Source organism: Psychroflexus sediminis, from assembly GCF_900099815.1.
GTDB lineage: Bacteria > Bacteroidota > Bacteroidia > Flavobacteriales > Flavobacteriaceae > Psychroflexus > Psychroflexus sediminis.
Window position 1 is genome coordinate 253,015 of record NZ_FNCW01000005.1, and the last position, 23,195, is coordinate 276,209.

General features: G+C 39.6%; 19 protein-coding genes and 5 tRNA genes. All 24 read right to left on the reverse strand.

The genetic code is table 11. The annotated features are described in order from the left end of the window. Complete coding sequence (rpoC, locus tag BLP81_RS06905) at positions 1 to 4,308, reverse strand: DNA-directed RNA polymerase subunit beta' (RefSeq protein ID WP_093367561.1); 4,308 nt, start codon at positions 4,306 to 4,308, stop codon at positions 1 to 3. 67 nt (positions 4,309 to 4,375) lie between these two features. After that, entirely contained in the window at positions 4,376 to 8,188 is a 3,813-nt protein-coding gene (rpoB, locus tag BLP81_RS06910) for a DNA-directed RNA polymerase subunit beta (RefSeq protein ID WP_093367564.1), read from the reverse strand. A 159-nt stretch (positions 8,189 to 8,347) separates the two neighbouring features. Then, a complete protein-coding gene (gene rplL / locus BLP81_RS06915; RefSeq protein ID WP_093367567.1) occupies positions 8,348 to 8,725 on the reverse strand; it encodes a 50S ribosomal protein L7/L12 in 378 nt (125 codons plus the stop codon). A gap of 45 nt (positions 8,726 to 8,770) precedes the next feature. Next, positions 8,771 to 9,292: a 50S ribosomal protein L10 gene (rplJ, locus tag BLP81_RS06920; protein ID WP_093367571.1), complete on the reverse strand. Its 522-nt coding sequence runs from the start codon at positions 9,290 to 9,292 to the stop codon at positions 8,771 to 8,773. Positions 9,293 to 9,301: 9 nt separating this feature from the next. Continuing rightward, positions 9,302 to 10,000: a 50S ribosomal protein L1 gene (rplA, locus tag BLP81_RS06925; RefSeq protein WP_093367575.1), complete on the reverse strand. Its 699-nt coding sequence runs from the start codon at positions 9,998 to 10,000 to the stop codon at positions 9,302 to 9,304. A gap of 15 nt (positions 10,001 to 10,015) precedes the next feature. After that, the gene (gene rplK, locus BLP81_RS06930; protein ID WP_093367578.1) at positions 10,016 to 10,453 is read right to left on the reverse strand and encodes a 50S ribosomal protein L11; all 438 of its coding nucleotides are present in this window, start codon (positions 10,451 to 10,453) and stop codon (positions 10,016 to 10,018) included. A gap of 74 nt (positions 10,454 to 10,527) precedes the next feature. After that, complete coding sequence (gene nusG, locus BLP81_RS06935) at positions 10,528 to 11,079, reverse strand: transcription termination/antitermination protein NusG (protein WP_093367581.1); 552 nt, start codon at positions 11,077 to 11,079, stop codon at positions 10,528 to 10,530. Positions 11,080 to 11,082: 3 nt separating this feature from the next. Continuing rightward, complete coding sequence (gene secE, locus BLP81_RS06940) at positions 11,083 to 11,280, reverse strand: preprotein translocase subunit SecE (RefSeq protein ID WP_093367584.1); 198 nt, start codon at positions 11,278 to 11,280, stop codon at positions 11,083 to 11,085. A 14-nt stretch (positions 11,281 to 11,294) separates the two neighbouring features. Further along, positions 11,295 to 11,367, reverse strand: a tRNA-Trp gene (locus BLP81_RS06945). 126 nt (positions 11,368 to 11,493) lie between these two features. Then, positions 11,494 to 12,678: an elongation factor Tu gene (gene tuf / locus BLP81_RS06950; protein WP_093367588.1), complete on the reverse strand. Its 1,185-nt coding sequence runs from the start codon at positions 12,676 to 12,678 to the stop codon at positions 11,494 to 11,496. Positions 12,679 to 12,770: 92 nt separating this feature from the next. Continuing rightward, positions 12,771 to 12,842 (reverse strand) — tRNA-Thr (locus BLP81_RS06955). A gap of 28 nt (positions 12,843 to 12,870) precedes the next feature. Then, positions 12,871 to 12,943 (reverse strand) — tRNA-Gly (locus tag BLP81_RS06960). Positions 12,944 to 12,991: 48 nt separating this feature from the next. Then, a tRNA-Tyr gene (locus BLP81_RS06965) sits at positions 12,992 to 13,076 on the reverse strand. A gap of 124 nt (positions 13,077 to 13,200) precedes the next feature. Then, a tRNA-Thr gene (locus tag BLP81_RS06970) sits at positions 13,201 to 13,274 on the reverse strand. Positions 13,275 to 13,396: 122 nt separating this feature from the next. Next, complete coding sequence (locus BLP81_RS06975; protein WP_093367592.1) at positions 13,397 to 14,293, reverse strand: tyrosine-type recombinase/integrase; 897 nt, start codon at positions 14,291 to 14,293, stop codon at positions 13,397 to 13,399. 53 nt (positions 14,294 to 14,346) lie between these two features. Next, a complete protein-coding gene (locus BLP81_RS06980) occupies positions 14,347 to 15,513 on the reverse strand; it encodes an acyl-CoA dehydrogenase family protein (protein ID WP_093367595.1) in 1,167 nt (388 codons plus the stop codon). Between the two features lie 25 nt (positions 15,514 to 15,538). After that, a complete protein-coding gene (locus BLP81_RS06985; protein WP_093367598.1) occupies positions 15,539 to 16,423 on the reverse strand; it encodes a ComEA family DNA-binding protein in 885 nt (294 codons plus the stop codon). Positions 16,424 to 16,432: 9 nt separating this feature from the next. Next, complete coding sequence (locus BLP81_RS06990) at positions 16,433 to 18,508, reverse strand: amino acid carrier protein (RefSeq protein WP_093367649.1); 2,076 nt, start codon at positions 18,506 to 18,508, stop codon at positions 16,433 to 16,435. A 151-nt stretch (positions 18,509 to 18,659) separates the two neighbouring features. Next, positions 18,660 to 19,337: a tRNA (5-methylaminomethyl-2-thiouridine)(34)-methyltransferase MnmC2 gene (mnmD, locus tag BLP81_RS06995; RefSeq protein ID WP_093367601.1), complete on the reverse strand. Its 678-nt coding sequence runs from the start codon at positions 19,335 to 19,337 to the stop codon at positions 18,660 to 18,662. A 7-nt stretch (positions 19,338 to 19,344) separates the two neighbouring features. Continuing rightward, positions 19,345 to 19,575, reverse strand: a complete 231-nt coding sequence (locus BLP81_RS07000) for a PspC family transcriptional regulator (protein ID WP_093367605.1) — start codon at positions 19,573 to 19,575, stop codon at positions 19,345 to 19,347. Next, the gene (locus BLP81_RS07005) at positions 19,572 to 20,855 is read right to left on the reverse strand and encodes a DUF2851 family protein (protein ID WP_093367608.1); all 1,284 of its coding nucleotides are present in this window, start codon (positions 20,853 to 20,855) and stop codon (positions 19,572 to 19,574) included. Before BLP81_RS07005 ends, BLP81_RS07000 begins: the two co-directional genes overlap by 4 nt. 1 nt (position 20,856) lies before the next feature. After that, positions 20,857 to 21,525, reverse strand: a complete 669-nt coding sequence (locus BLP81_RS07010; RefSeq protein ID WP_245686427.1) for an SGNH/GDSL hydrolase family protein — start codon at positions 21,523 to 21,525, stop codon at positions 20,857 to 20,859. Positions 21,526 to 21,574: 49 nt separating this feature from the next. Beyond that, positions 21,575 to 22,477 carry a TIGR01777 family oxidoreductase gene (locus tag BLP81_RS07015; RefSeq protein WP_093367612.1) on the reverse strand — a complete coding sequence of 301 codons (903 nt, stop codon included), beginning with the start codon at positions 22,475 to 22,477 and terminating at the stop codon, positions 21,575 to 21,577. Between the two features lie 444 nt (positions 22,478 to 22,921). After that, positions 22,922 to 23,195: integrase core domain-containing protein (locus BLP81_RS13650; protein ID WP_394330529.1), on the reverse strand; the 274-nt coding region annotated here is incomplete at its 5' end.

Genomic DNA, 23,195 nt, shown 5'->3' on the forward strand with positions numbered 1-23,195 from the left:
TTAATTAAAGTTTACATTCACTTCTTGCTTCTTCTCCATCATTGAGGCCAGTTCTTCTTTAGAACCTACAATGATATCGTCAAATTCTCTCAATCCTGTACCCGCTGGAATTCTATGTCCAACGATTACATTTTCTTTTAAGCCTTCTAAGTAATCCACTTTTCCGCTTACAGCAGCTTCGTTTAATACTTTGGTTGTTTCCTGGAAGGAAGCAGCCGAAATGAAAGACTTGGTCTGTAGAGAAGCTCTGGTAATACCCTGTAAAATCGGAGCTGCGGTTGCAGATTCTGCATCTCTGGCGGTAACCAGCTGTTTGTCTTCGCGTTTTAAGATTGAATTCTCATCTCTCAATTCACGTAAAGTCACAACCTGACCAGGCTTTAGAGTAGAACTGTCGCCGGCATCTTCAACAATCTTTTTGCCGAAAATATTATCGTTTTCTTCAATGAAATCCTCTTTGTGTACCAATTGGTTTTCTAAGAAAATCGTATCACCAGAATCTTGAATTTTCACTTTTCTCATCATTTGTCTTACGACAACTTCAAAGTGCTTATCATTAATCTGTACCCCTTGTAGTCTGTATACTTCCTGAACTTCGTTCACTAAGTACTGCTGAACTGCACTAGGTCCTTTAATGTTTAAGATATCCTCTGGAGTTACAGAACCGTCTGACAATGGCATACCTGCTTTTACATAATCATTTTCCTGTACCAGAATCTGGTTAGAAAGTTTGACCAGGTATTTTTTGACTTCACCAAGCTTAGATTCTATAATGATTTCACGATTACCTCTTTTTATTTTACCAAAAGAAACCACACCATCAATTTCACTGACTACAGCTGGATTTGAAGGATTTCTCGCTTCAAACAATTCTGTAAGACGTGGAAGACCACCTGTTATATCACCAGCTTTAGATGATTTTCTAGGTATTTTCACCAAGATCTTTCCGATTTTGATTTCTTCATCATCGTCTACCATCAAGTGAGCTCCAACTGGTAAGTTATAGGATCTCATGATTTCATCATCATTGTTCTTGATGTGAAGTGTTGGAATCTTACGTTTGTTCTTGGATTCAATAATTACTTTCTCCTGGAATCCTGTTTGCTCATCACTTTCAATTTCAAAAGTTTGACCTTGAGTGATATTTTCGAATTCAATTTTACCAGAGAATTCTGAAATAATCACACCATTATAAGGATCCCATTTACAGATGACATCGCCTTTTTTGACTTTATCGCCTGGGCTTATCATCAGTTCAGAACCATAAGGAATCACATTCGTGCTTAAAGCAATTCCAGATTTCTTATCGATGATTTTGACCTCTGAAGTTCGGGAAATAACGATATCCGTTTTCTTTCCTTCGCTGTTTCGGCCTTCAACCGTTTTAAGATCTTCGATTTCTGCTACACCGTCAAACTTAACTTCAAGTTTGTTTTCTTCTGAAATGTTACCTGCAATACCACCCACGTGGAAGGTTCTTAAAGTCAACTGTGTACCTGGCTCACCAATAGATTGAGCAGCTACTACACCAACAGCTTCCCCTCGCTGAACCGTTTTGTTAGTAGATAAATTTCTACCATAACATTTCACACAAATACCCTGTTTAGCTTCACAACTCAATGGTGAGCGTACTTCAACAGAATTTAAAGCAGAAGCTTCAATTTTGTCGGCTGCATCTTCGTGAATTTCATCGCCTGCATTCACAAGAAGTTCCTGAGAAATAGGATCGATAACATCATTCAGTGCTGTTCTACCTACAATACGTTCTCCAAGGCTTTCTACAACCTCGTCGTTTTTCTTCAAAGCAGATACCTCAATACCTCTCAAGGTTCCACAATCTTCTTCTCTTACGATAACATCTTGAGAAACATCTACCAGTCTACGGGTTAGATATCCCGCATCGGCTGTTTTCAATGCTGTATCGGCAAGACCTTTACGAGCACCGTGAGTAGAAATAAAGTATTCTAGAATAGATAAACCTTCTTTAAAGTTAGAAAGAATAGGGTTTTCAATAATTTCACCTCCTGCAGACGTCGATTTTTTAGGCTTAGCCATCAATCCACGCATACCTGTAAGCTGGCGAATCTGTTCTTTAGACCCCCTTGCACCAGAGTCAAGCATCATATATACCGAGTTGAAGCCTTGCTTATCTTCACGAATACGCTTCATAGCGAGTTCGGTTAAGTTAGCATTGGTGGCGGTCCAGATATCAATCACCTGGTTGTAACGCTCATTGTTGGTAATCAGACCCATGTTATAGTTGCCTATAACGCCTTCCACCTGCTCGTTGGCATCATCAATCATCGTCTGCTTTTCTTCAGGGATGATAATATCACCTAAAGAGAAAGACAATCCACCTCTAAAGGCGAAGTTGTATCCAAGACTCTTGATTTCATCAAGAAATTCAGCTGTTTCTGGAACAGATGTTTTCTTAAGTACACGGGCAATAACATCACGAAGTGCTTTTTTGGTCATCACATCGTTGATAAACCCAACGCTATCAGGAATAGATTCGTTAAACAATACACGTCCAACTGTGGTTTCTATGTTTTTCTTAACGATTTCACCATGTTCATCAACGTCATTAGTTCTAATCGTAATCAGTGCATTTAAGTCAACTTTCTTCTCATTGTAAGCGATGTTAACTTCTTCAGCTGAGTAAAACTTAAGACCTTCCCCTTTCACTTTATGCTCTGGAGTAGATGATCTTGGTTTAGTCATATAGTATAAGCCAAGAACCATATCCTGGGAAGGTACAGTAATTGGAGATCCGTTAGCCGGATTCAAAATACTGTGAGATGCAAGCATCAATAGTTGCGCTTCTAAGATAGCTTCTGGTCCTAAAGGTAAATGAACCGCCATTTGGTCACCGTCAAAATCGGCATTAAAGGCAGTACAAACCAGTGGGTGTAACTGTATAGCTTTACCTTCAATCAATTTTGGCTGAAAGGCTTGTATACCAAGTCTGTGAAGAGTTGGAGCACGGTTAAGTAACACCGGGTGTCCTTTTAGCACGTTCTCTAAGATATCCCAAACAACAGGCTCTTTTTTGTCTATTATTTTCTTAGCGGATTTTACAGTTTTTACAATTCCTCTTTCAATCAGTTTTCTGATGACGAAAGGCTTGTAAAGTTCTGCAGCCATATCTTTTGGCAATCCACATTCAAACATTTTCATTTCCGGTCCAACGACGATTACAGAACGGGCAGAATAATCCACACGCTTACCAAGAAGGTTTTGTCTGAAACGTCCCTGTTTTCCTTTTAGGGAATCAGAAAGTGATTTCAATGGTCGGTTAGAATCCGTTTTAACAGCAGAAGATTTTCTGGTGTTGTCAAATAAAGAATCTACGGATTCCTGAAGCATACGTTTCTCATTTCTAAGAATAACTTCCGGAGCTTTTATTTCCATCAATCGTTTTAAACGATTGTTTCTGATAATTACTCGTCTGTAAAGATCATTCAAATCGGATGTTGCGAAACGTCCTCCATCAAGAGGCACAAGAGGTCTTAATTCCGGTGGTGTTACCGGGATCACTTTCATGATCATCCACTCAGGATTGTTTTCTCTGTTGTTTTTAGAATCTCTAAGGGCTTCAACAACCTGAAGGCGTTTTAAAGCCTCTGTTTTTCTTTGCTTTGAGGTTTCATTATTTGCTTTATGTCTTAGGTCATAAGAAAGCTCATCCAAATCCAGACGCTTTAGAATTTCCAATAGACATTCAGCTCCCATTTTTGCCAGGAACTTGTTAGGATCGTCATCGTCCAGATACTGGTTTTCCTGAGGAAGTTCATCTAAAATGTTCAGATACTCTTCTTCGGTTAAGAAATCCATCTTTTTAAGAGGCTCTCCTTCTTCATTCTTCGCATTACCTGGCTGAATAACGACATATCTTTCATAATAAATGATCATGTCGAGTTTCTTGGAAGGAATTCCAAGAAGGTATCCAATTTTGTTTGGTAAAGATCTGAAATACCAAATATGAGCTACAGGAACCACTAGGTTGATATGTCCAACGCGGTCTCTTCTTACCTTCTTCTCGGTAACTTCAACACCACAACGGTCACAGACGATTCCTTTGTATCGTATTCTTTTGTATTTTCCACAAGCACATTCATAATCTTTGACAGGGCCAAAAATTCGTTCACAAAACAGTCCATCTCTTTCTGGCTTGTGTGTTCTGTAATTAATAGTTTCAGGTTTTAAAACTTCACCTCTGGATTCGGCTAGAATACTTTCCGGAGAAGATAAACCTATAGAGATTTTATTAAATCTCTTTTGTGTATTCTTATCATTATTTCTTGTCATAATACAAGTGCTAAAGAATTATTGTAATAAATGTGATAACATCTCCTGCCCGAAGGCAGGATTGTTATTACTCTTCTAATCTGATATCTAATCCTAGACCTTTCAATTCGTGCATCAATACATTGAAAGATTCTGGTAATCCTGGTTCTGGCATAGGTTCACCTTTTACGATAGCTTCGTAAGTTTTGGCTCTACCAATCACATCATCAGATTTTACCGTCAAGATCTCTCTCAAGGTAGCAGAAGCTCCGTAAGCCTCGAGTGCCCAAACTTCCATCTCACCAAAACGCTGTCCACCAAATTGTGCTTTACCACCAAGAGGCTGCTGCGTAATAAGAGAGTATGGTCCGATAGACCTGGCGTGCATCTTATCTTCAATCATATGTCCTAATTTCAACATATAGATTACACCAACGGTTGCTCGCTGGTCAAAACGCTCACCAGTACCTCCATCATAAAGATAAGTATGTCCGAATCTTGGAATACCAGCTTCGTCTGTCAGTTCGTTTATTTGATCTAAAGTAGCTCCGTCAAAAATTGGCGTCGCAAACTTTCTGCCTAACTTTTGTCCGGCCCATCCAAGAACGGTCTCATAAATCTGACCAATGTTCATACGGGATGGTACACCAAGTGGGTTCAATACGATATCAACCGGAGTTCCATCATCCAGGAATGGCATGTCCTCTTCTCTTACGATTTTAGCAACAATACCTTTGTTTCCGTGACGACCCGCCATCTTATCTCCTACTTTCAATTTACGCTTCTTAGCCACATAAATTTTAGCAAGTTTTAGAATACCGGAAGGGAGTTCGTCTCCAACAGTAATCGTAAACTTCTCTCTTCTCAGGTTACCCTGAAGATCGTTTTGTTTAATCTTGTAGTTGTGTAAAAGATCGGCTACCAATGCGTTGGTTGCTTTATCTGTAGTCCAGGTCCCTTTGGTTAGGTGACTGAAGTCTTCTACAGAATTCAGCATTTTAAGCGTATACTTTTTACCTTTTGGCAAGGTATCTTCACCTAAATCATTCTGAACACCCTGTGCCGTTTTACCGCCTACGATACTGAATAATTTTTCAATCAAACGGTTTCTTAGTTCTTCAAACTTCACCTGGTACTTGGCTTCCAAAGCATCAATCTCTTGCTTATCCTGAGCTCTCTTACGCTTATCCTTTACTGCTCTGGTAAACAATTTCTTGTCTATCACAACCCCGTTAAGCGATGGAGAAGCTTTTAAGGAAGCATCTTTTACATCACCAGCTTTGTCACCAAAAATAGCTCTCAATAATTTCTCTTCCGGTGTAGGATCACTTTCGCCTTTAGGCGTAATCTTACCAATAAGGATATCTCCAGGCTTGATTTCTGCACCAATTCTGATCATACCATGCTCATCCAAATCTTTTGTAGCTTCTTCAGAAACGTTTGGAATATCGCTGGTTAATTCTTCATTACCAAGTTTGGTATCTCTAACTTCTAAAGAATACTCATCGATATGAACTGAAGTTAGAAGATCGTCTTTAACAACGCGTTCTGAAATAACGATAGCATCCTCAAAGTTGTAGCCTTTCCATGGCATAAAAGCCACCTTCATATTTCTACCAAGAGCTAATTCACCATTATCTGTAGCATAACCTTCACAAAGAACCTGTCCTTTAGTCACTCTATCTCCTACTCTTACAATAGGTTTTAGGTTGATGGTGGAACCCTGGTTGGTTTTTCTGAATTTGATCAAGTCATAAGTTTTATCATCATCATCAAAACTTACCAGCTGCTCATCCTCTGTTCTGTCATAAGAAATAATGATTTTTCTAGCATCTACATAACCCACAGTACCAGCACCTTCAGCGTTGATCAAAACTCTGGAATCCTGAGCAACACGTCTTTCCAGTCCGGTTCCCACGATAGGTGCATCCACTCTCAATAAAGGAAGTGCCTGACGCATCATGTTGGAGCCCATCAAAGCCCGGTTGGCATCATCATGTTCCAGGAATGGAATCAATGAAGCCGAAATCGATGAAATCTGATTCGGAGCAACATCAATATAATCCACTTCTTTTGGATCTACAACAGGGAAATCACCTTCCATACGGGCAATAACACGTTCTGATGTCATTGTTCCGTCTTCAGCAACAGGAATATTCGCCTGTGCGATTAATTTGTTTTCTTCTTCTTCCGCAGAAAGATAAAGCGGCTCTGATTTAAAATCAATTTTACCATTTTCAACTTTACGGTAAGGAGTTTCAATGAATCCCATACTGTTTACTTTTCCGTAAACCGACATTGAGGAAATCAATCCGATGTTTGGTCCTTCAGGAGTTTCAATAGGGCAAAGTCTTCCGTAGTGAGTATAGTGAACATCACGTACTTCGAAACCAGCTCTTTCTCTCGATAAACCACCAGGTCCTAATGCCGAAAGCCTTCTTTTGTTGGTAAGCTCTGCCAAAGGATTGGTTTGATCCATAAATTGAGATAACTGGTTGGTCCCAAAGAAAGAATTAATTACAGAAGACAGGGTCTTCGCATTAATCAGGTCAATAGGTGTAAAGACTTCGTTATCTCTTACGTTCATTCGCTCTCTAATGGTTCTAGCCATTCTAGCCAGACCTACACCAAATTGCTGAGATAGCTGCTCACCTACAGTTCTAACACGACGGTTGGAAAGGTGATCAATATCATCAACTTCGGCCTTGGAGTTAACCAATTCGATAAGATACTTGATAATAGTAATGATGTCCAGCTTAGTAAGTACTTTGCTTTCCATGCTAATATCAAGACCTAGTTTTTTATTCATTCTGTAACGACCAACTTCACCTAAATTGTAACGTTGATCTGAAAAGAACAATTTATCGATAATACCACGAGCTGTCTCTTCATCTGGCGGCTCAGCATTACGCAATTGTCTGTAAATATGCTCTACCGCTTCTTTTTCAGAGTTGGTAGGATCTTTTTGCAAAGTGTTATATATAATAGCATAGTCACCGGTCAAATTATCTTCCTTATGCAGTAAGATCGTTTTTGAACCCGTTTCTAAGATCTCCTCTATATGATCTTTTTCCAGAATGGTATCACGGTCTAATACGATTTCATTTCTCTCAATAGAGACCACTTCTCCGGTATCCTCATCTACGAAATCTTCATACCATGTATTCAATACTCTGGCAGCCAATTTACGGCCAAGATATTTTTTCAATCCGGTTTTAGACACTTTCACCTCTTCTGCAAGGTCGAAAATCTCTAAAATATCTTTATCTCTTTCGAAGCCAATAGCTCTGAAAAGAGTGGTTACAGGTAATTTCTTCTTACGGTCTATGTAAGCATACATCACAGAATTGATATCTGTAGCAAATTCAATCCAAGATCCTTTAAAAGGAATTACTCTAGCTGAGTATAGCTTGGTTCCGTTGGCGTGAAAAGACTGGCCAAAGAAAACACCCGGGGATCTGTGTAACTGGGAGACAACAACACGTTCTGCTCCATTGATTACAAAAGTTCCGCTTGGGGTCATGTAAGGAATAGTTCCTAAATAGACATCCTGCACGATCGTCTCAAAATCTTCATGTTCTGGATCGGTGCAGTAAAGTTTTAATCTTGCCTTAAGAGGCACACTGTAGGTAAGCCCTCTTTCGATACATTCTTGTATAGAATAACGGGGAGGGTCTACAAAGTAATCTAAAAATTCAAGTACAAATTGATTTCTCGTATCTGTAATTGGGAAATTTTCTTGGAAGGTATTATATAATCCTTCGTTGGATCTTTCTTCTGGTTTGGTTTCAAGCTGAAAAAAATCTTGAAAAGATTTTACTTGGATATCCAGGAAATCTGGATAATCTGGCTTGTTTTTAACGGAAGAAAAACTAATTCGTTCATTATGCATTGCTAACATCTAAGAAAGATTTTAATGCTTTGAATTCAATGAAAATTCATCAGCAATATTAACTTATAAAAAGTAAAATAAACACGTCGCGTATAGATACGCAAAATGGTTTAGACCTACAAGACTAAATCTTGTGGTCTAAACCTGGTATTCTAAGTGTGAGTGAGCTTACTTAAGCTCAACCTCAGCACCTGCTTCTTCTAGTTGTGCTTTAAGCGCTTCAGCTTCGTCTTTAGCAACACCTTCCTTAACTGGAGCTGGTGCACCGTCAACCAATGCTTTTGCATCTTTAAGACCTAAACCTGTCAATTCTTTTACAAGTTTAACAACTGCTAGTTTAGAACCACCTGGGGCTTTCAAAATTACGTCGAATTCTGATTGCTCTTCAGCTTCTTCACCACCACCAGCAGCACCGCCACCAGCAACAGCTACTGCAGCAGCAGCAGGCTCTATACCATATTCTTCTTTTAAAATATCAGCTAACTCATTTACCTCTTTAACAGTAAGGTTAACCAATTGTTCTGCGAAATCTTTTAATTCTGCCATTTTCTATCGTTTTAGTGTAATTTAATATTAGTAATTAGTGCGTGTTTATTCTTCTCTTTGTGAAAGTGTTTTAAGGATTCCAGAAAGTTTACCACCACCTGACTTAAGTGCGGATACAACGTTTTTGGCTGGGGATTGTAACAATCCGATGATATCTCCTATAACTTCTTCTTTAGACTTGATATCTACTAAAGCATCTAGGTTTTCATCTCCAACGTATACGGATTCTGAAACATAAGCCCCTTTCAAAATAGGCTTTTCATTTTTCTTTCTAAAGTTTTTAATCACTTTAGCTGGAGCATTTCCAGTTTCGGAAAGCATGATCGATGTACTTCCTTTCAAAGTACCTGTCAGCTCACCAAAATCTTTATCTGTACTTTCCATAGCCTTGGCCAGGAGAGTATTTTTAACTACCATCAACTTAACGTCTGCCTTAAAGCAAGCACGTCTTAAGTCTGAAGTTAAGGATGCATTCAATCCTGAAATATCTGCTAAATATACATTTGATGAATCTGCTAACTTAGTAGTTAAATCTTTTATTACTATAGATTTCTCTTCTCTTGTCATAACTTAAAATTATTGCTCGGTAAATCGTTTCGTATCGATTTCAATACTTGGACTCATTGTAGAAGCGATATGGATACTTTTAATATAAGTTCCTTTCACTACCTGAGGCTTAAGCTTGACGAGCGTCGTTAGTAATTCTCTTGCATTTCCAGCAATTTTTTCTGCGTCGAAGGATACTTTACCAACAGCAGCATGAACGATTCCGGTTTTATCAACTTTAAAGTCGATTTTACCAGCTTTCACATCAGAAACTGCTTTGGCGATATCCATGGTTACCGTACCGGTTTTAGGGTTAGGCATAAGTCCTCGCGGACCTAATACTCTACCTAAGGGACCTAATTTACCCATAACACTTGGCATGGTGACAATCACATCAACATCTGTCCAACCGCCTTTGATTTTCTCCAGGTATTCGTCTAAACCGACGTAATCTGCACCAGCTTCTTCAGCTTCTTTAGCTTTATCCGGAGTAACAAGAGCCAAGACTTTGACATCTTTACCAGTTCCGTGAGGTAAGGTTACAACGCCACGAACCATCTGATTAGCTTTTCTAGGGTCGACGTTAAGTCTTACAGCCAAATCAACAGATTCGTCGAAATTAGCGTAAGCTACATCTTTCAATAAAGCAGAGGCATCAGCTACTGAATAAGTCCTTGACTCATCCACTTTACCTTGTGCTTCTTTTTGCTTTTTAGTTATTTTTGCCATGTTAATTTCGTTTTTTTAGAATGGTGCATTACCTTTTACAGTTATACCCATAGATCTTGCTGTTCCAGCAACCATCTTCATTGCCGATTCTGTTGTAAATGCATTTAAATCCTGCATCTTATCTTCAGCTATCGCTTTCACCTGATCCCAGGTTACAGAACCAATCTTTTTTGTGTTAGGTTCACCAGATCCTTTCTTTAGTTTTGATGCTTCCATCAACTGAACTGCTGCAGGTGGTGTCTTAATAATAAAATCAAAAGACTTATCCTTGTATACTGTAATTTCTACAGGAAGGATTTTTCCACTCTTATCTTGTGTTCTACCATTGAATTGTTTACAAAATTCCATGATATTCACACCAGCAGCACCCAAAGCAGGTCCAACTGGAGGGGATGGGTTTGCTGCACCACCTCGTACCTGGAGTTTTACTACTTTACTTACTTCTTTTGCCATTTTTCAAAATTTAGTTGAATTGTTTTCAGTGGGAAGCATTATGTTTAAAAACAACTCTATATTATATGTAACATTTAAATTTTCTCTACTTGCATATAGCTAAGTTCTACCGGCGTTTTACGACCAAAGATCTTAACCATAACCTGCAGCTTTCTCTTATCTTCATTGATCTTTTCAATAGTTCCTGTGAAACTGTTGAAAGGTCCGTCAACTACTTTTACAGACTCTCCTATGCTAAAAGGTATGGCGACATTTTCTTTCTGAACAGAAAGCTGATCTACTTTACCCAGCATTCTGTTGACCTCTGATTTACGCATCGGTACCGGCTCACCTCTCTTGGTTTCACCCAGAAAACCTATAACGCCATTCACGCCTTTGATCACGTGACCAACTTCACCTTCCAGATTGGCATTCACCATAATATAACCCGGGAAATAAACCTTCTCTTTGTTGATCTTCTTTCCATTACGGATTTGAACAACATTCTCTGTAGGAACAAGTATATCATCCACATAGTCACTGAGACCCTGGTGAGAAATCTCTTTCTCGATGTAGTCTTTAACTTTGTTTTCAGAACCACTGATGGCTCTGACGACATACCATTTTTTTAAACCTGTCTCAGACATGAATTATGATTTAACCCAATTAAAATATTGCTTCACTGCTGAACTAAACACTTCATCCACTCCCCAAATAGCAAGTGAAAAAAGAATTGAAAACACAGCTACAATCACCATGAGTTTTTGTCCTTCAGCCCATGTAGGCCAAGTCACATGATTCTTTAACTCATTGTAAGACTCGCTTACATAATTTATAATATTCGACATCTCTTTAAGATTTGCACGGGTTGAGAGGCTCGAACTCCCGACACCTGGTTTTGGAGACCAGTGCTCTACCAACTGAGCTAAACCCGTAAATATTTCATTTTTTAGAGCGTGCAAAGAAACAAAATTTCTTTCAGATAAAAAAGGAAATTTAAAAAGTTAAGGTATCCACCGATGGCGAACACCTTAACTGATTTAAAACTTTATTCTAAAGAATTAAAGTATTTCTGTAACCTGTCCAGCACCAACTGTACGACCTCCTTCACGAATTGCAAATCTTAAACCAACGTTAAGTGCAATAGGCTGAATCAAATCAACAGTAATTGTTAGGTTATCACCAGGCATTACCATTTCTACTCCTTCTGGAAGGTTGATAGTACCAGTAACATCTGTAGTTCTAACATAGAACTGTGGTCTGTAGTTATTGTGGAATGGAGTGTGACGTCCACCTTCTTCTTTTTTCAGGATATAAACCTCAGCTTTGAATTTTCCGTGTGGCTTGATAGATCCTGGCTTAGCGATAACCATACCTCTTGAGATCTGGCTCTTTTCAATACCTCTTAACAAGATACCTACATTATCACCAGCTTCTCCTCTATCAAGAATCTTACGGAACATTTCAACTCCAGTAATCGTTGATTTCAAGTTTTCAGCTCCCATACCGTTGATCTCAACAGGATCTCCAGTGTTAGCAACACCTGTTTCAATACGTCCGGTTGCAACTGTACCACGACCTGTAATTGAGAATACATCTTCAATCGGCATTAAGAAATCTTTCTCAACATCTCTTTCTGGAAGTTCGATATAGTCATCAACTGCTTCCATCAAATCAAGAACAGTTTTAGACCATTTCTCATCACCTTCCAAAGCACCAAGTGCAGAACCTGAAATTACAGGCGCATTGTCACCATCATATTCGTAGAAAGAAAGCAAGTCTCTTACTTCCATTTCAACTAGCTCAAGAAGCTCCTCATCATCAACAAGGTCAACCTTGTTTAGGAAAGTAACAATTCTTGGAATACCAACCTGACGTCCCAATAAGATATGCTCACGAGTTTGTGGCATTGGACCATCAGTAGCAGCAACAACAAGAATAGCACCGTCCATTTGAGCAGCACCAGTAACCATGTTCTTTACATAATCGGCGTGACCTGGACAGTCAACGTGAGCATAGTGACGATTTGCAGTTTGATATTCAACGTGAGAAGAGTTAATAGTAATACCACGCTCTTTTTCCTCAGGTGCGTTATCAATTTGATCAAAAGCACTAGCTTCAGAATATCCAGCATCAGCCATTACTTTTGTAATAGCAGCTGTAAGTGTAGTTTTTCCGTGATCGACGTGTCCAATAGTACCTATGTTTAGGTGCGGTTTGGAACGATCAAAATTTTCCTTTGCCATAGTAGTAATTATTTAATCTTAGTTATATATTAGTGTTAATGTTTATAACAACATAAAAAGCCAACAAAACCAGGTTTTGAGACTTAAAATTGAGCCAACGACGAGAATTGAACTCGTGACCTTTTCCTTACCAAGGAAACGCTCTACCCCTGAGCTACGTCGGCATTCAGAAATTTGCATCTTAAAAAATAGAGCGGAAGACCGGGTTCGAACCGGCGACATTCAGCTTGGAAGGCTGACGCTCTACCAACTGAGCTACTTCCGCTTATTTAATTCAATATGTCAATGCAAAGCCTGATGTTATCCGACTCGGTGGTGGGGAGAGCAGGATTCGAACCTGCGAAGGTAAAACCAACAGATTTACAGTCTGTCCTCGTTGGCCGCTTGAGTATCTCCCCAATTAATCTGATAAATGAACCTGCAAAGGGACTACCCTCATCTTCGTCCGGGAACGATTTCTCGCCCCAAACTTTTAAGCTCTAAATACCATTAAAGAATATAATGAACTTCACTACATCCTTGAGCCGATGGAGGGACTCGAACCCACGACCTGCTGATTACAAATCAGCTGCTCTAGCCAGCTGAGCTACATCGGCTTTTCAGTATGTCAAACGCTACTTTTCGTAACGGGTTGCAAATATAAAACGAATATTGGTATCTGAAAATTATTTGTTACTTTTTTTCTGAAATTTAATCGAAATGTTTTTCATCTGGAAAATCATTCCTCTTCCCGCCTTAAAGATCTGGGATGTGCCGCCGCATGTGCCCTGCTCAACTCCTTAAAATTGGAGTGCGTATAAACCTCGGTGGAGGCGAGGCTACTGTGCCCCAACAAATCCTTGATCGCGGTAATCTCAGCTCCTTTTTCAAGCAGATGGGTTGCAAATGCATGCCTTAGTAAATGCGGACTTAATTTCTCCTTGGTAGATACCTTTTTGAAATACGTATTCACCGTTCTATACACCAGATTCGGATAGATGGGCTTACCGCTTTGGGTCACAAATAACTTCCGGGTTTCAGGAGATAAAGACTGCCTTGCTTTTATGTAATCCCGGATCAAACCTAATGATGTCTGGAGCAAAGGAAGAATTCTTTCCTTATTGCGCTTTCCAAGTACTTTTATTTGATTTTGCGCAAAGTCAACTGAAGTAAGATTCAAATCTATCAGTTCCTGCCTGCGCATACCCGTTGAATAAAGCAATTCGATTATCAGGTGATCTCTCAAGCCCTCAAAACTGGAATCCTCAAAATAATCTGAAATCTTCTGAAGCTCAAGCACAGAAAAGCTGTCCTGTTCGCGCCTGGGCAGTTTTAAGGATTTATGCTGAAGCATCGGATTCACCTCTATCGCTTTTACCTTCAGAAGAAACCTGAAAAAGGTTTTTAAGCTTGACAGCTTACGGTTGATGGTCTTATGGGTCAGGTCTTTATCTACAAAACTGACAATCCATTGTCTTATCATGGGATAATTGACTTCTGTAAAATCATCTGTTTGGTACTTTTCAATAAGAAATGATTGAAACTGACTTAAATCTGAAGCATAAGACGTCAGGGTATGCTGAGCATACTTTTTCTCCAGCTGAAGATAATCCAGAAAAGCATTGATGTACTCCATAAAAAAACCATGTGCTGAAAAAACACATGGTTACAAATTTATTATAAATAAGTTTAGGTCGCAGGCTTATAGTCTTTATTATCGATCACCATTTTGGCTATGATTTCTTTTAAGATCTCTGAGGTTCCGCCACCAATTGGGCCTAATCGGCTATCTCTGAACATTCTTGCCAAGGGGTAATCTTCAACATAACCATAGCCTCCGAGCATTTGCAGGCAATCGTAAATAACCTCATCAGCAATCTTAGTCGACAGTAATTTGGACATCGTCGCTTCTTTTACCACATACTCCCCCTCATCCAGACGCTTGGCTGTTGTATAATTAAAGGCCTTGGCCATTTCAACTTCACTGCTTCGTTCAGCAATCTTATGTCTCAGAGCCTGAAACTTATCAATAGTCTGACCAAAAGCTTCACGTTCTGACATGTACTGAATCGCATATTCCAGAGCATATTCTGCTCTTGCGTGTGCATTCACACCCATAATCAATCGCTCCAGGGCAAAGTGCTGCATAATGTATGGAAACCCCTGATTGCGCTCTCCCATCAGGTGAGATTTCGGAATCTCCACATTGTCAAAAGCCAATTCTGCAGTATCGGAAGCTCTCCAGCCTAGTTTATTGAGTTTTGTTGCTGAAATACCCGGGGTATCTCTGTCTACAATAAAAATACTCATGCCTTTCCCGCCTTTCTCCGGAGCTGTTTTGGCTGCAACAACCAGATAATCTGAATAAACGCCGTTGGTGATAAAGGTTTTGGAGCCATTGATGACAAAAGAATCCTCTTTTTCCACAGCGGTCGTTTTCATTCCTGCCACATCCGAACCTCCAAAAGGCTCTGTGATGCAAAGACATCCAATCATATCTCCACTTATAGAAGCCGATAAATATTTTTCTTTGATTTCTTCACTGCCTTCTTTATTGACGTGGGTCATCGCCAAATAGGCGTGAGCCCATATAGCTGCTGCAAAGCCTCCTGAGTTGATCTTTTGAAGCTCTTCTAAAAAAATGATGGTATAAAACAGGTCTAAATCTAAACCGCCGTACTTTTCAGGATAAGCTAAACCGAAGTAGCCCATATCACCGAATTTCTTCCAAATAAACCGCTCAATAGTTCCTTCCTCTTCCCATTTGTCTATGTGCGGGACAACTTCCTTCTGAAGAAATTCCTGTAAACTTTTTCTGAACATGTCATGTTCTTCGCTAAAATACATATGATTCATATCTGCTATATCTAATTTTTGAATATTATTCTTTAATTTCCAAATATAATTGAATTCTATCTAATTTATACTTAGGAAAATCTTCAATTTTTGATAATTCTTCAAAACTTGAGATTCCTTCTCTCAGTTTAATGAAATTGACAATCGCTCTGGCCATTTCATAATCGAAATACGGGAGCTCGCTAAGTTCGAGTACGCTACTGCTGTTTATATCTCGCTTTTCGATCTCAACCGGAGTCTTTAAAACGATGCGCTCTTCCAGGTTTTGGATGACCTCGGCTTTCAGACCATAAACATCTTTCAACTGGATGATATCTACAAAACCACCCAGTTTTTCTCTATAAGAAATAATCCGTCCTGCAAGGCTTTCTCCAATACCAGAAACCTCGATTAAATCGGATTCTGTGACCAGGTTCAAATCTTTCTTTTCTGCGTAACTTAAAACCTGACGTTTGCTGAGTTTGGGTTTTCTATTTTCAGCAGCTAAAACCCAATCCGGAAATTTGAAGTATGGGCTGTATTCCGACATCCATTCATCAGAAACCTGCGTTACCTGCTGAAACTGAGCTTTAGAATTGATCCAGTAGCCCTGGGCCCTGAATTTCAAAAGTCTATCGATTTGCTCTACTGTCATCTCCAGCGTATATCCTTTGTAATCGGTTATAAAATTAGGATTAAAAGGATAAATACTCCTCTGATGATCAAGGCTTTGTTTATTTTTTAACGAATCTACAAGGCGCTGAAGCGAATCTTCAACTTTAGATAAGCGCGAGGAATTTTCAGAAGGAGAAATAGAATTCAGGTTCCAGTAATGCAGTGCTATACCGAGCATCAAAATCAGACAAAACACAAAAATTCCGTTTCGATCACCTTTGGTGTAACCGAAACGGAATTTTCTATTGGAATTCATCTGTTTAGTTTATTTCTTCAACACCTCTTTTTGGAAGATTTGACCAGACTTCAATTTGGACATATATTCCCTTAGATCGTCTCTGACTTCACCCGACATGATATATAAACCTATAATGTTAGGGAAAGACATCGCCAGAATCATCATATCTGAGAAGTCCAGGACAGCGCCCAAGCTTACAGATGCTCCTAGCACGACAAAGAATAAAAATATGACTTTATATATAATTTCAGAACGATTACTCTTTCCAAAGATATAGGTCCAGGCTCTCATCCCGTAGTAAGACCATGAGATCATGGTTGAAAAGGCAAAAAGGAAAACAGCTATAGAAAGCACATAAGGGAACCAGGAGATAACGCTACCAAAGGCATCGGTTGTTAACTGAACCCCGGACACACCATCCACTTCATGCATACCTGTAAAAATAAGCACGAGTGCTGTAAGCGTACATACCACTACGGTATCGATAAAAGGTTCCAGCAAAGCCACAAAACCTTCGGAAGGCGGATGGTTGGTTTTAGCTGCAGAGTGAGCAATGGCGGCAGAACCTACACCGGCCTCGTTAGAGAAAGCCGCACGCTGGAATCCTACCACAAGAACCCCTATAAAACCACCTTTAAGGGCCGTAGGCGTAAAGGCACCAGTTATAATGGCATTGAAAGCTGGTCCAACGTTTTCAATATTGATCCCTATAACAACCAGGGCACCAATAACATAAACTCCGGCCATAATTGGCACTACTTTACCCGTCACTTTAGCGATACTATTAATACCCCCTATAATGACAACACCTACTAAAATCGCCAGGAATATGCCAAAATAGAAACCACTGTCACTGTCTAAAAACGGAATCTGATTGGATAAAATTTCGAAAGACTGGTTGGCCTGGAACATGTTCCCTCCACCAAAAGAAGCACCGATAGCAAGAACTGCAAATAATCCGGCTAAAACTTTTCCCAGCTTACCGAGGTTACGCTTTTCAAGTCCGTACCTCAAATAATTCATAGGACCTCCAAAAATACGGCCCTCTTTATTTATAAATCTATATTTCACACCAAGCGTACACTCTACAAACTTTGAGGACATCCCCAGCAGACCTGCTAAAATCATCCAGAACGTGGCTCCCGCTCCACCAAGTGAAACAGCAATAGCGACACCGGCTATATTTCCTAAACCTACAGTTGCAGAAACAGCAGTAGCCAGGGCCTGAAAATGCGTGATACTCCCTGGAGCATTGGGTTCGTCGAATTTTCCCTTAGCCAGTTGTATGGCGTGTTTGAATCCTCTTAAATTGATAAAGCCCATTCTAAAGGTAAAAAATGCCGCACCAAAAATCAGCCAGATAACGATAAAAGGAATTCCTTTCTGTAATGGAGTCCCGTTTGGATTGGTTAAAGCTACAGGCTCATCATAGATTATTTTACCAAATTTATGAGCGTTTTGAGCAATGATATCTTCTTTGTTATTGGGATTGTAGATGTACTGTCCTGCAGGAGTAAGAAATTCTATTTCACCATCGACTTCGGCCTGTACGGTAAAAGCTTCTCCATCCACTTCAACAATAGCAATATCCTGGCCTTTTTCAACATGTTCATCTTCAGAAACCAGCCATTCTTTCAGCAAAAACTCACTTTCGGTATTGGGTTCCCACCTTGGTGAAAACAGGAGTTTTTCATCGGTATACACAATAGGGTCATATATCCCAATCGCTGCAAAAGGATCCCAAAACAAGACACTACCCATAGCATCTACCACAGGCTTAAAAGTTCCGTTGAAGGTCTCCACGATGGATTCCGGTTCAATGCTAAATGATTTTTCGACACTAGCTCCTGCTGCGTCGCTAACCTTTACGGAATACAGAATTCCTTCGGTAAGATCTCCAGCCGTATTAGAAGTTAAAGGAACTTCATTTTTAGACCATTGATAAGTGTAGGGAGGGGTTCCCCCTTTTACCTCCAAGTTAACTTGTGCATCATTTATCTTATCTGATGGATTAATGACTGTTTCTTCAACTTGCAGTTCTTGTGCAAAGGTGAATGGAATAGTAAATAATAGGAAAGCAATCAGGGTGATATTTCTTACCATAAGGCTATTTTTGATTTGATATTTCAAAGGAAAATAATTGTTTAAAACCAACAGGATTTTAAAATATCCCGCAATATGCAAAAAATATGGTTTGCATTCAAACCCTAAGCCTTAAAATCTTTAAGAGACTATTTTAAAAAGCCTAATACAATTAACAGGGCTTGTAAGCACGCATCATATGGCGTTTCCCGGGAGGCCCTTCAATGATATCTACTTCAAAACCAATAGCTTGAAGAGCTCTTCTTGCAGTCCCTTTCACACTATAGGTCACGAAGATTCCCCCGGGCTTTAAGGCCAGGTAAAAGCTTTGAAAAACTGACTTTTCCCATAACTCCGGCTGCACTCGTGGACCAAAGGCATCATAAAACACCACATCTGCCTCATTTTTAAGATCCAGGTCTGAAAAGAAAAGCTTTTGTTTCTTGAGCCGAAAAGATTTTGAAATTTCTGACCAGTCTTCCCAGGGAGCCTGATGGAGTTTTTTAAAAACCGATTCGATATCCTCTCCATCGATTTTTTGATGATACTCCAACGCCTGCCTTTCATCTTCGCTTATCGGAAAGGCTTCGATACCCCGGTAGTCGATTTGAATATCAGATTTCTGAGACCATGAATAAGTTAACAAAGCATTGAGTCCGGTGCCAAATCCTGCTTCTAATACTGAAATCGATTTGGCTTGTGTTCTGGCTGTAAAATAATTCAGCCCGGCTTCGATGTAGACATGCTGACTTTCCTGTATCGCTCCATGCGTGGAATGGTAATGCTCATCCCATTCTTCCAGGCGAATGGTTTTTGAACCGTCCTGAGTTGTGACCACTTTTCGTTTCATAGGTTGATTAAAGATCAAATACAGAGGTTCGTTTGGTATAGACCAAATCTTTCAATTTGAGCCAGAAAGCCAGGGTCAGGTACAATCCAAAGCCAAAACCGAAGGTGGCAAATGAAATATAAATAAAAAAGATCCGTACCGATTTAGCTTTCATTCCCAGGGTATCGGCAAGTCGTGAACTCACATAGAATCCATGTTTCTCAAAAAACGTCCTTAAATTGTATATAAAATTTTTCATGCGTGTATTAATTCTAAACCTACCTGGCATTTCAAACAGCGATTCAGATCACAATAGTGTGACTTCAGCTGAATCAAAGCCTGACTTTCTAAAGCTGACCTGGCCAGTTTGGGTTTCAGTTGCTCGAAGCCTTTGGTTATGCTATTCATCTCCGGCTTCAGCGTGGAGATTATCGGATAGATACTCTCCTCAAAACTCATCTGACCTTTGTAAGAGTCATAGGCAAACTTCAAAGGTAAGATCGTATTGATGATTAGTAAATCCTTGAAAGACCGACTTATTTTTTTGATTTTTGCTTTGCTTTTTTTACCAAAACTATAGTGCGATTCCCAGTAGCCTGAAGTCTTAGCCTCTAGTAAGTCGTATAGCTCGCGTTTGGTTTTACACTGAATAAGTTTGGCAAACACCCGTGGGGTTCTCGAATATAAGTCACAAAATTGCGATAACCTGATGCTCGGAAAATTGTCCGGACGCAGCCTAAAGTATTTTACCTGGCTGGTCAGGGGTATAGCCAACTGAAATTTTTGCTCCAGGAATACAAATTCCTTCTGAAGGGTATTGACATAAGCCTCCTCACTTTCAGCAGGAAGCATTCCACACAGGCCAAAACACAAAGCTTCTAATTGAAGAGGGTTCTGGAAGCATTTTTGAAATACTTTAAAATCAGCTGCAGAACTCATCTGCATAAAAGCGTCTCCATTGACGTTAAGTCCAAAGGCCTTTGCCATCAGTTTAAAGCCCACCTCATCCCAGTTGTTATTGGATACTCTCAGCAAATTCAGAATAAGTTCGTTCTTATCTTCCAGCCGCTCTATGTATAAGCGTTCTAACCAACTGATGAGTTTAAACTCGTCGACCTCACCGAAGTGCGTCTCACAGTTGATCCACTTATCGTATATATTTTCAAAAAGCTCATGATAAGCCTGTAATTGGGAGTTGGATATGTATGATTTCAACTCCAGACAGGGAATTTCCGTTTCATCTTTTCTGAAAATGCTCATGTCATCTTCCCACACCACGTGCAAAATCACATTATCGTAAGCCGGGTCAGTTTCGTGATGATGGGCGTACCAGTCTGAAGAGCGAAGGTGAATTTCGAGATTCCCCACCCAATGCTGACCACCAAGATTAATTTCAGCTTTAAAAAAATCGGGACCGGACTCCGTTTCGTTATGCAGACCCGTTTGTAATATCTGCAATTCTTCTCCACGCGTGGTCTGAAGCTGATTCAAATTCAGCTTTTTATATTTCCACAGGCTATGAAGAAAAGCTTCTTGCATTTTAGAAGTTATGTATTTGTTCAGTTACTTTTTCTTTAAAACTATCTACCCAAACCTTGTACTGCTTCCCGCTAGGGTGCAGTAAATCTTCAGCCAGCATAGATTTATCCGTATGCAAAGGTCTGCTCAAATCCTGGAGCGGATAATATGCTACATCATAACGCTGACTCATTTTTTGAATGTATCGGTTATACCGCTTCAATCGGGAAGATACTTTCTTTAGTTTTTCATCCTTTGCAAATTCAGACAGGCTATAGTCTGGTATACCCACAAGAAACACTCCTTTTTCATCTTTCGAACTCAAAGCTATCGCTGTTTGCAGTAAGTTTTCAAATTCAGTTTTAAATTGCTTAAACGGTTTTTTCTGATACTGATTATTAACACCGATTAAAAGAGAAACCAGATCAAAAGAATTGGGCTTATATTTTTGAGAAGCGATGGAATCCTGCAGCTCATCGGTTCGCCAGCCGGTCACGGCAATAATCTCCGGATCCTGAACAGAGATGCCTTCAGCTTCGAGATAAGCCGTCAGTTGAAATGGCCACGATTCAGATTCAGGGACTTGCTCCCCTAAGGTATATGAATCCCCCAGAGCTAAATATCGCAAAGAGTCCTGACTAAAGGCTTGAGACATGATTAAAAGAATTAACCCAAAAGTTACTGATTTCATCGTTTAAAATATACTCAAAAATAAGAAAGATTTTAGATATCAGAATGACTTATAACAAATTCGAAATCGCAGGTTTTAACTGCGCATACCTGAACTGAAATCCCGTTGACAGGATTTTTTTTGAGCTTACCAGCTGGCTTGCCAGCACAATAGTTGCCATTTCCCCCAGCATCAACTTGAGAACAAAAGCAGGAACATTGGGCAAAATAAGCGGCTTATCCAGTTTCTGGGCGATACATTCCGTCAATTCTTTATTGGTAACGGGATTTGGTGAAACTCCATTGAATACGCCCTCCAGTCGGTTTTCCATCACATGTTTAAACAGGCTGGCCAGATCTGAAATATGAATCCAGGATTGCCATTGTTTTCCACTGCCTAAAGGAGCTCCAATGTATTTTTCGATGGGGTCTTTTATTTTTTCCAGAGCCCCGCCTTCGTCTGAAAGCACCACGCCTATTCTTATTTTTGTGACTTCAAGCCCTAAATCACCAAGCTCATCGGCTGCAGATTCCCACTGCTCCACTACCTCTGCCAGGAAATTATCGCCTGTCTCAAAATCATCCTCCTCGTGGAATTTGGTCAATGAATCTTTATAAATCCCTACAGCACTGGCAGAAATGAGATGTTCCACCTGATGGTCGCGCTTAGCTAAAGCTGCTTTAAGCGTATTTAAACTATCGATTCTACTGTCTAAGATTGTTTGTTTGTAAGAAGAGGTCCAGCGTTTGGCCACACTCGCACCAGCGAGGTTGATAATCGTCGACACCCCCTCAAAACACTCCGGGGCTATTTCCGACGTAGAAGGATTCCAGTAAAAGCCCTGATAGTTGGCTTGAGATTCAATTTTAGAACGGCTGGTTGTCAAATAATTGACAGCAATATCTTGCTCATGAAACAGATCCACTAAGGCCTGACCCACTAAACCTGTTGCTCCGGTAATTAAAACTCGCATAATTTATTTTTATCTAAAATAGCCAGATTGTTCTGTCTATGCCTGGTGTTTAGTAAGGTTTTAACTAGTAATCAGTAGCTAGTGAATAGTAATCAGTAACAAGTAATCAGTAAAAAATATCAAGTCACTCACCACTGTTCACTCATCACTAGTATCTGGTGGACTCGGGAGTCAAGAGTCAGGAGTCAAGAGTCAGTAGTCAGTAGTCAGTAGTCATTAGTCATTAGTCATTAGTCATTAGTCATTAGTCATTAGTCATTAGTCATTAGTCATTAGTCATTAGTCAAATTTAAAATTCTTTATTCAGTATTCAGTATTCAAAGTCCGTTTATAGTTTTTCGTTTAGCGTTTATCGTGTATTAGGTAATAGGTAATGGGAAATTTGGAATATGACCTTCCCTAAATAGCGTTGACCGTTTTGGTTAATATACTAATTGATTATTTTCATAATCCTATCGGACAATTATGAGCCTGAGGCTCTTCATTTGGGTTTAAGCTATGGTGCTTCAATGCCTCTTTGATTTTATAATTACCATCAGCATATATGATCGTCATCGGTCTTTCTTGGCTATCCAAATTTAAAACATAATTTTTAAATTCTTTTGGGGTTTTCCCACTCAAACTATCATGTTGTCTTTTAGTGTTATAATGCTCTACAGCTTTCTTGGCTTTGGCTCGTAAAACTCTTAAGTTATCAATATGCCATAGGTTTAAATAT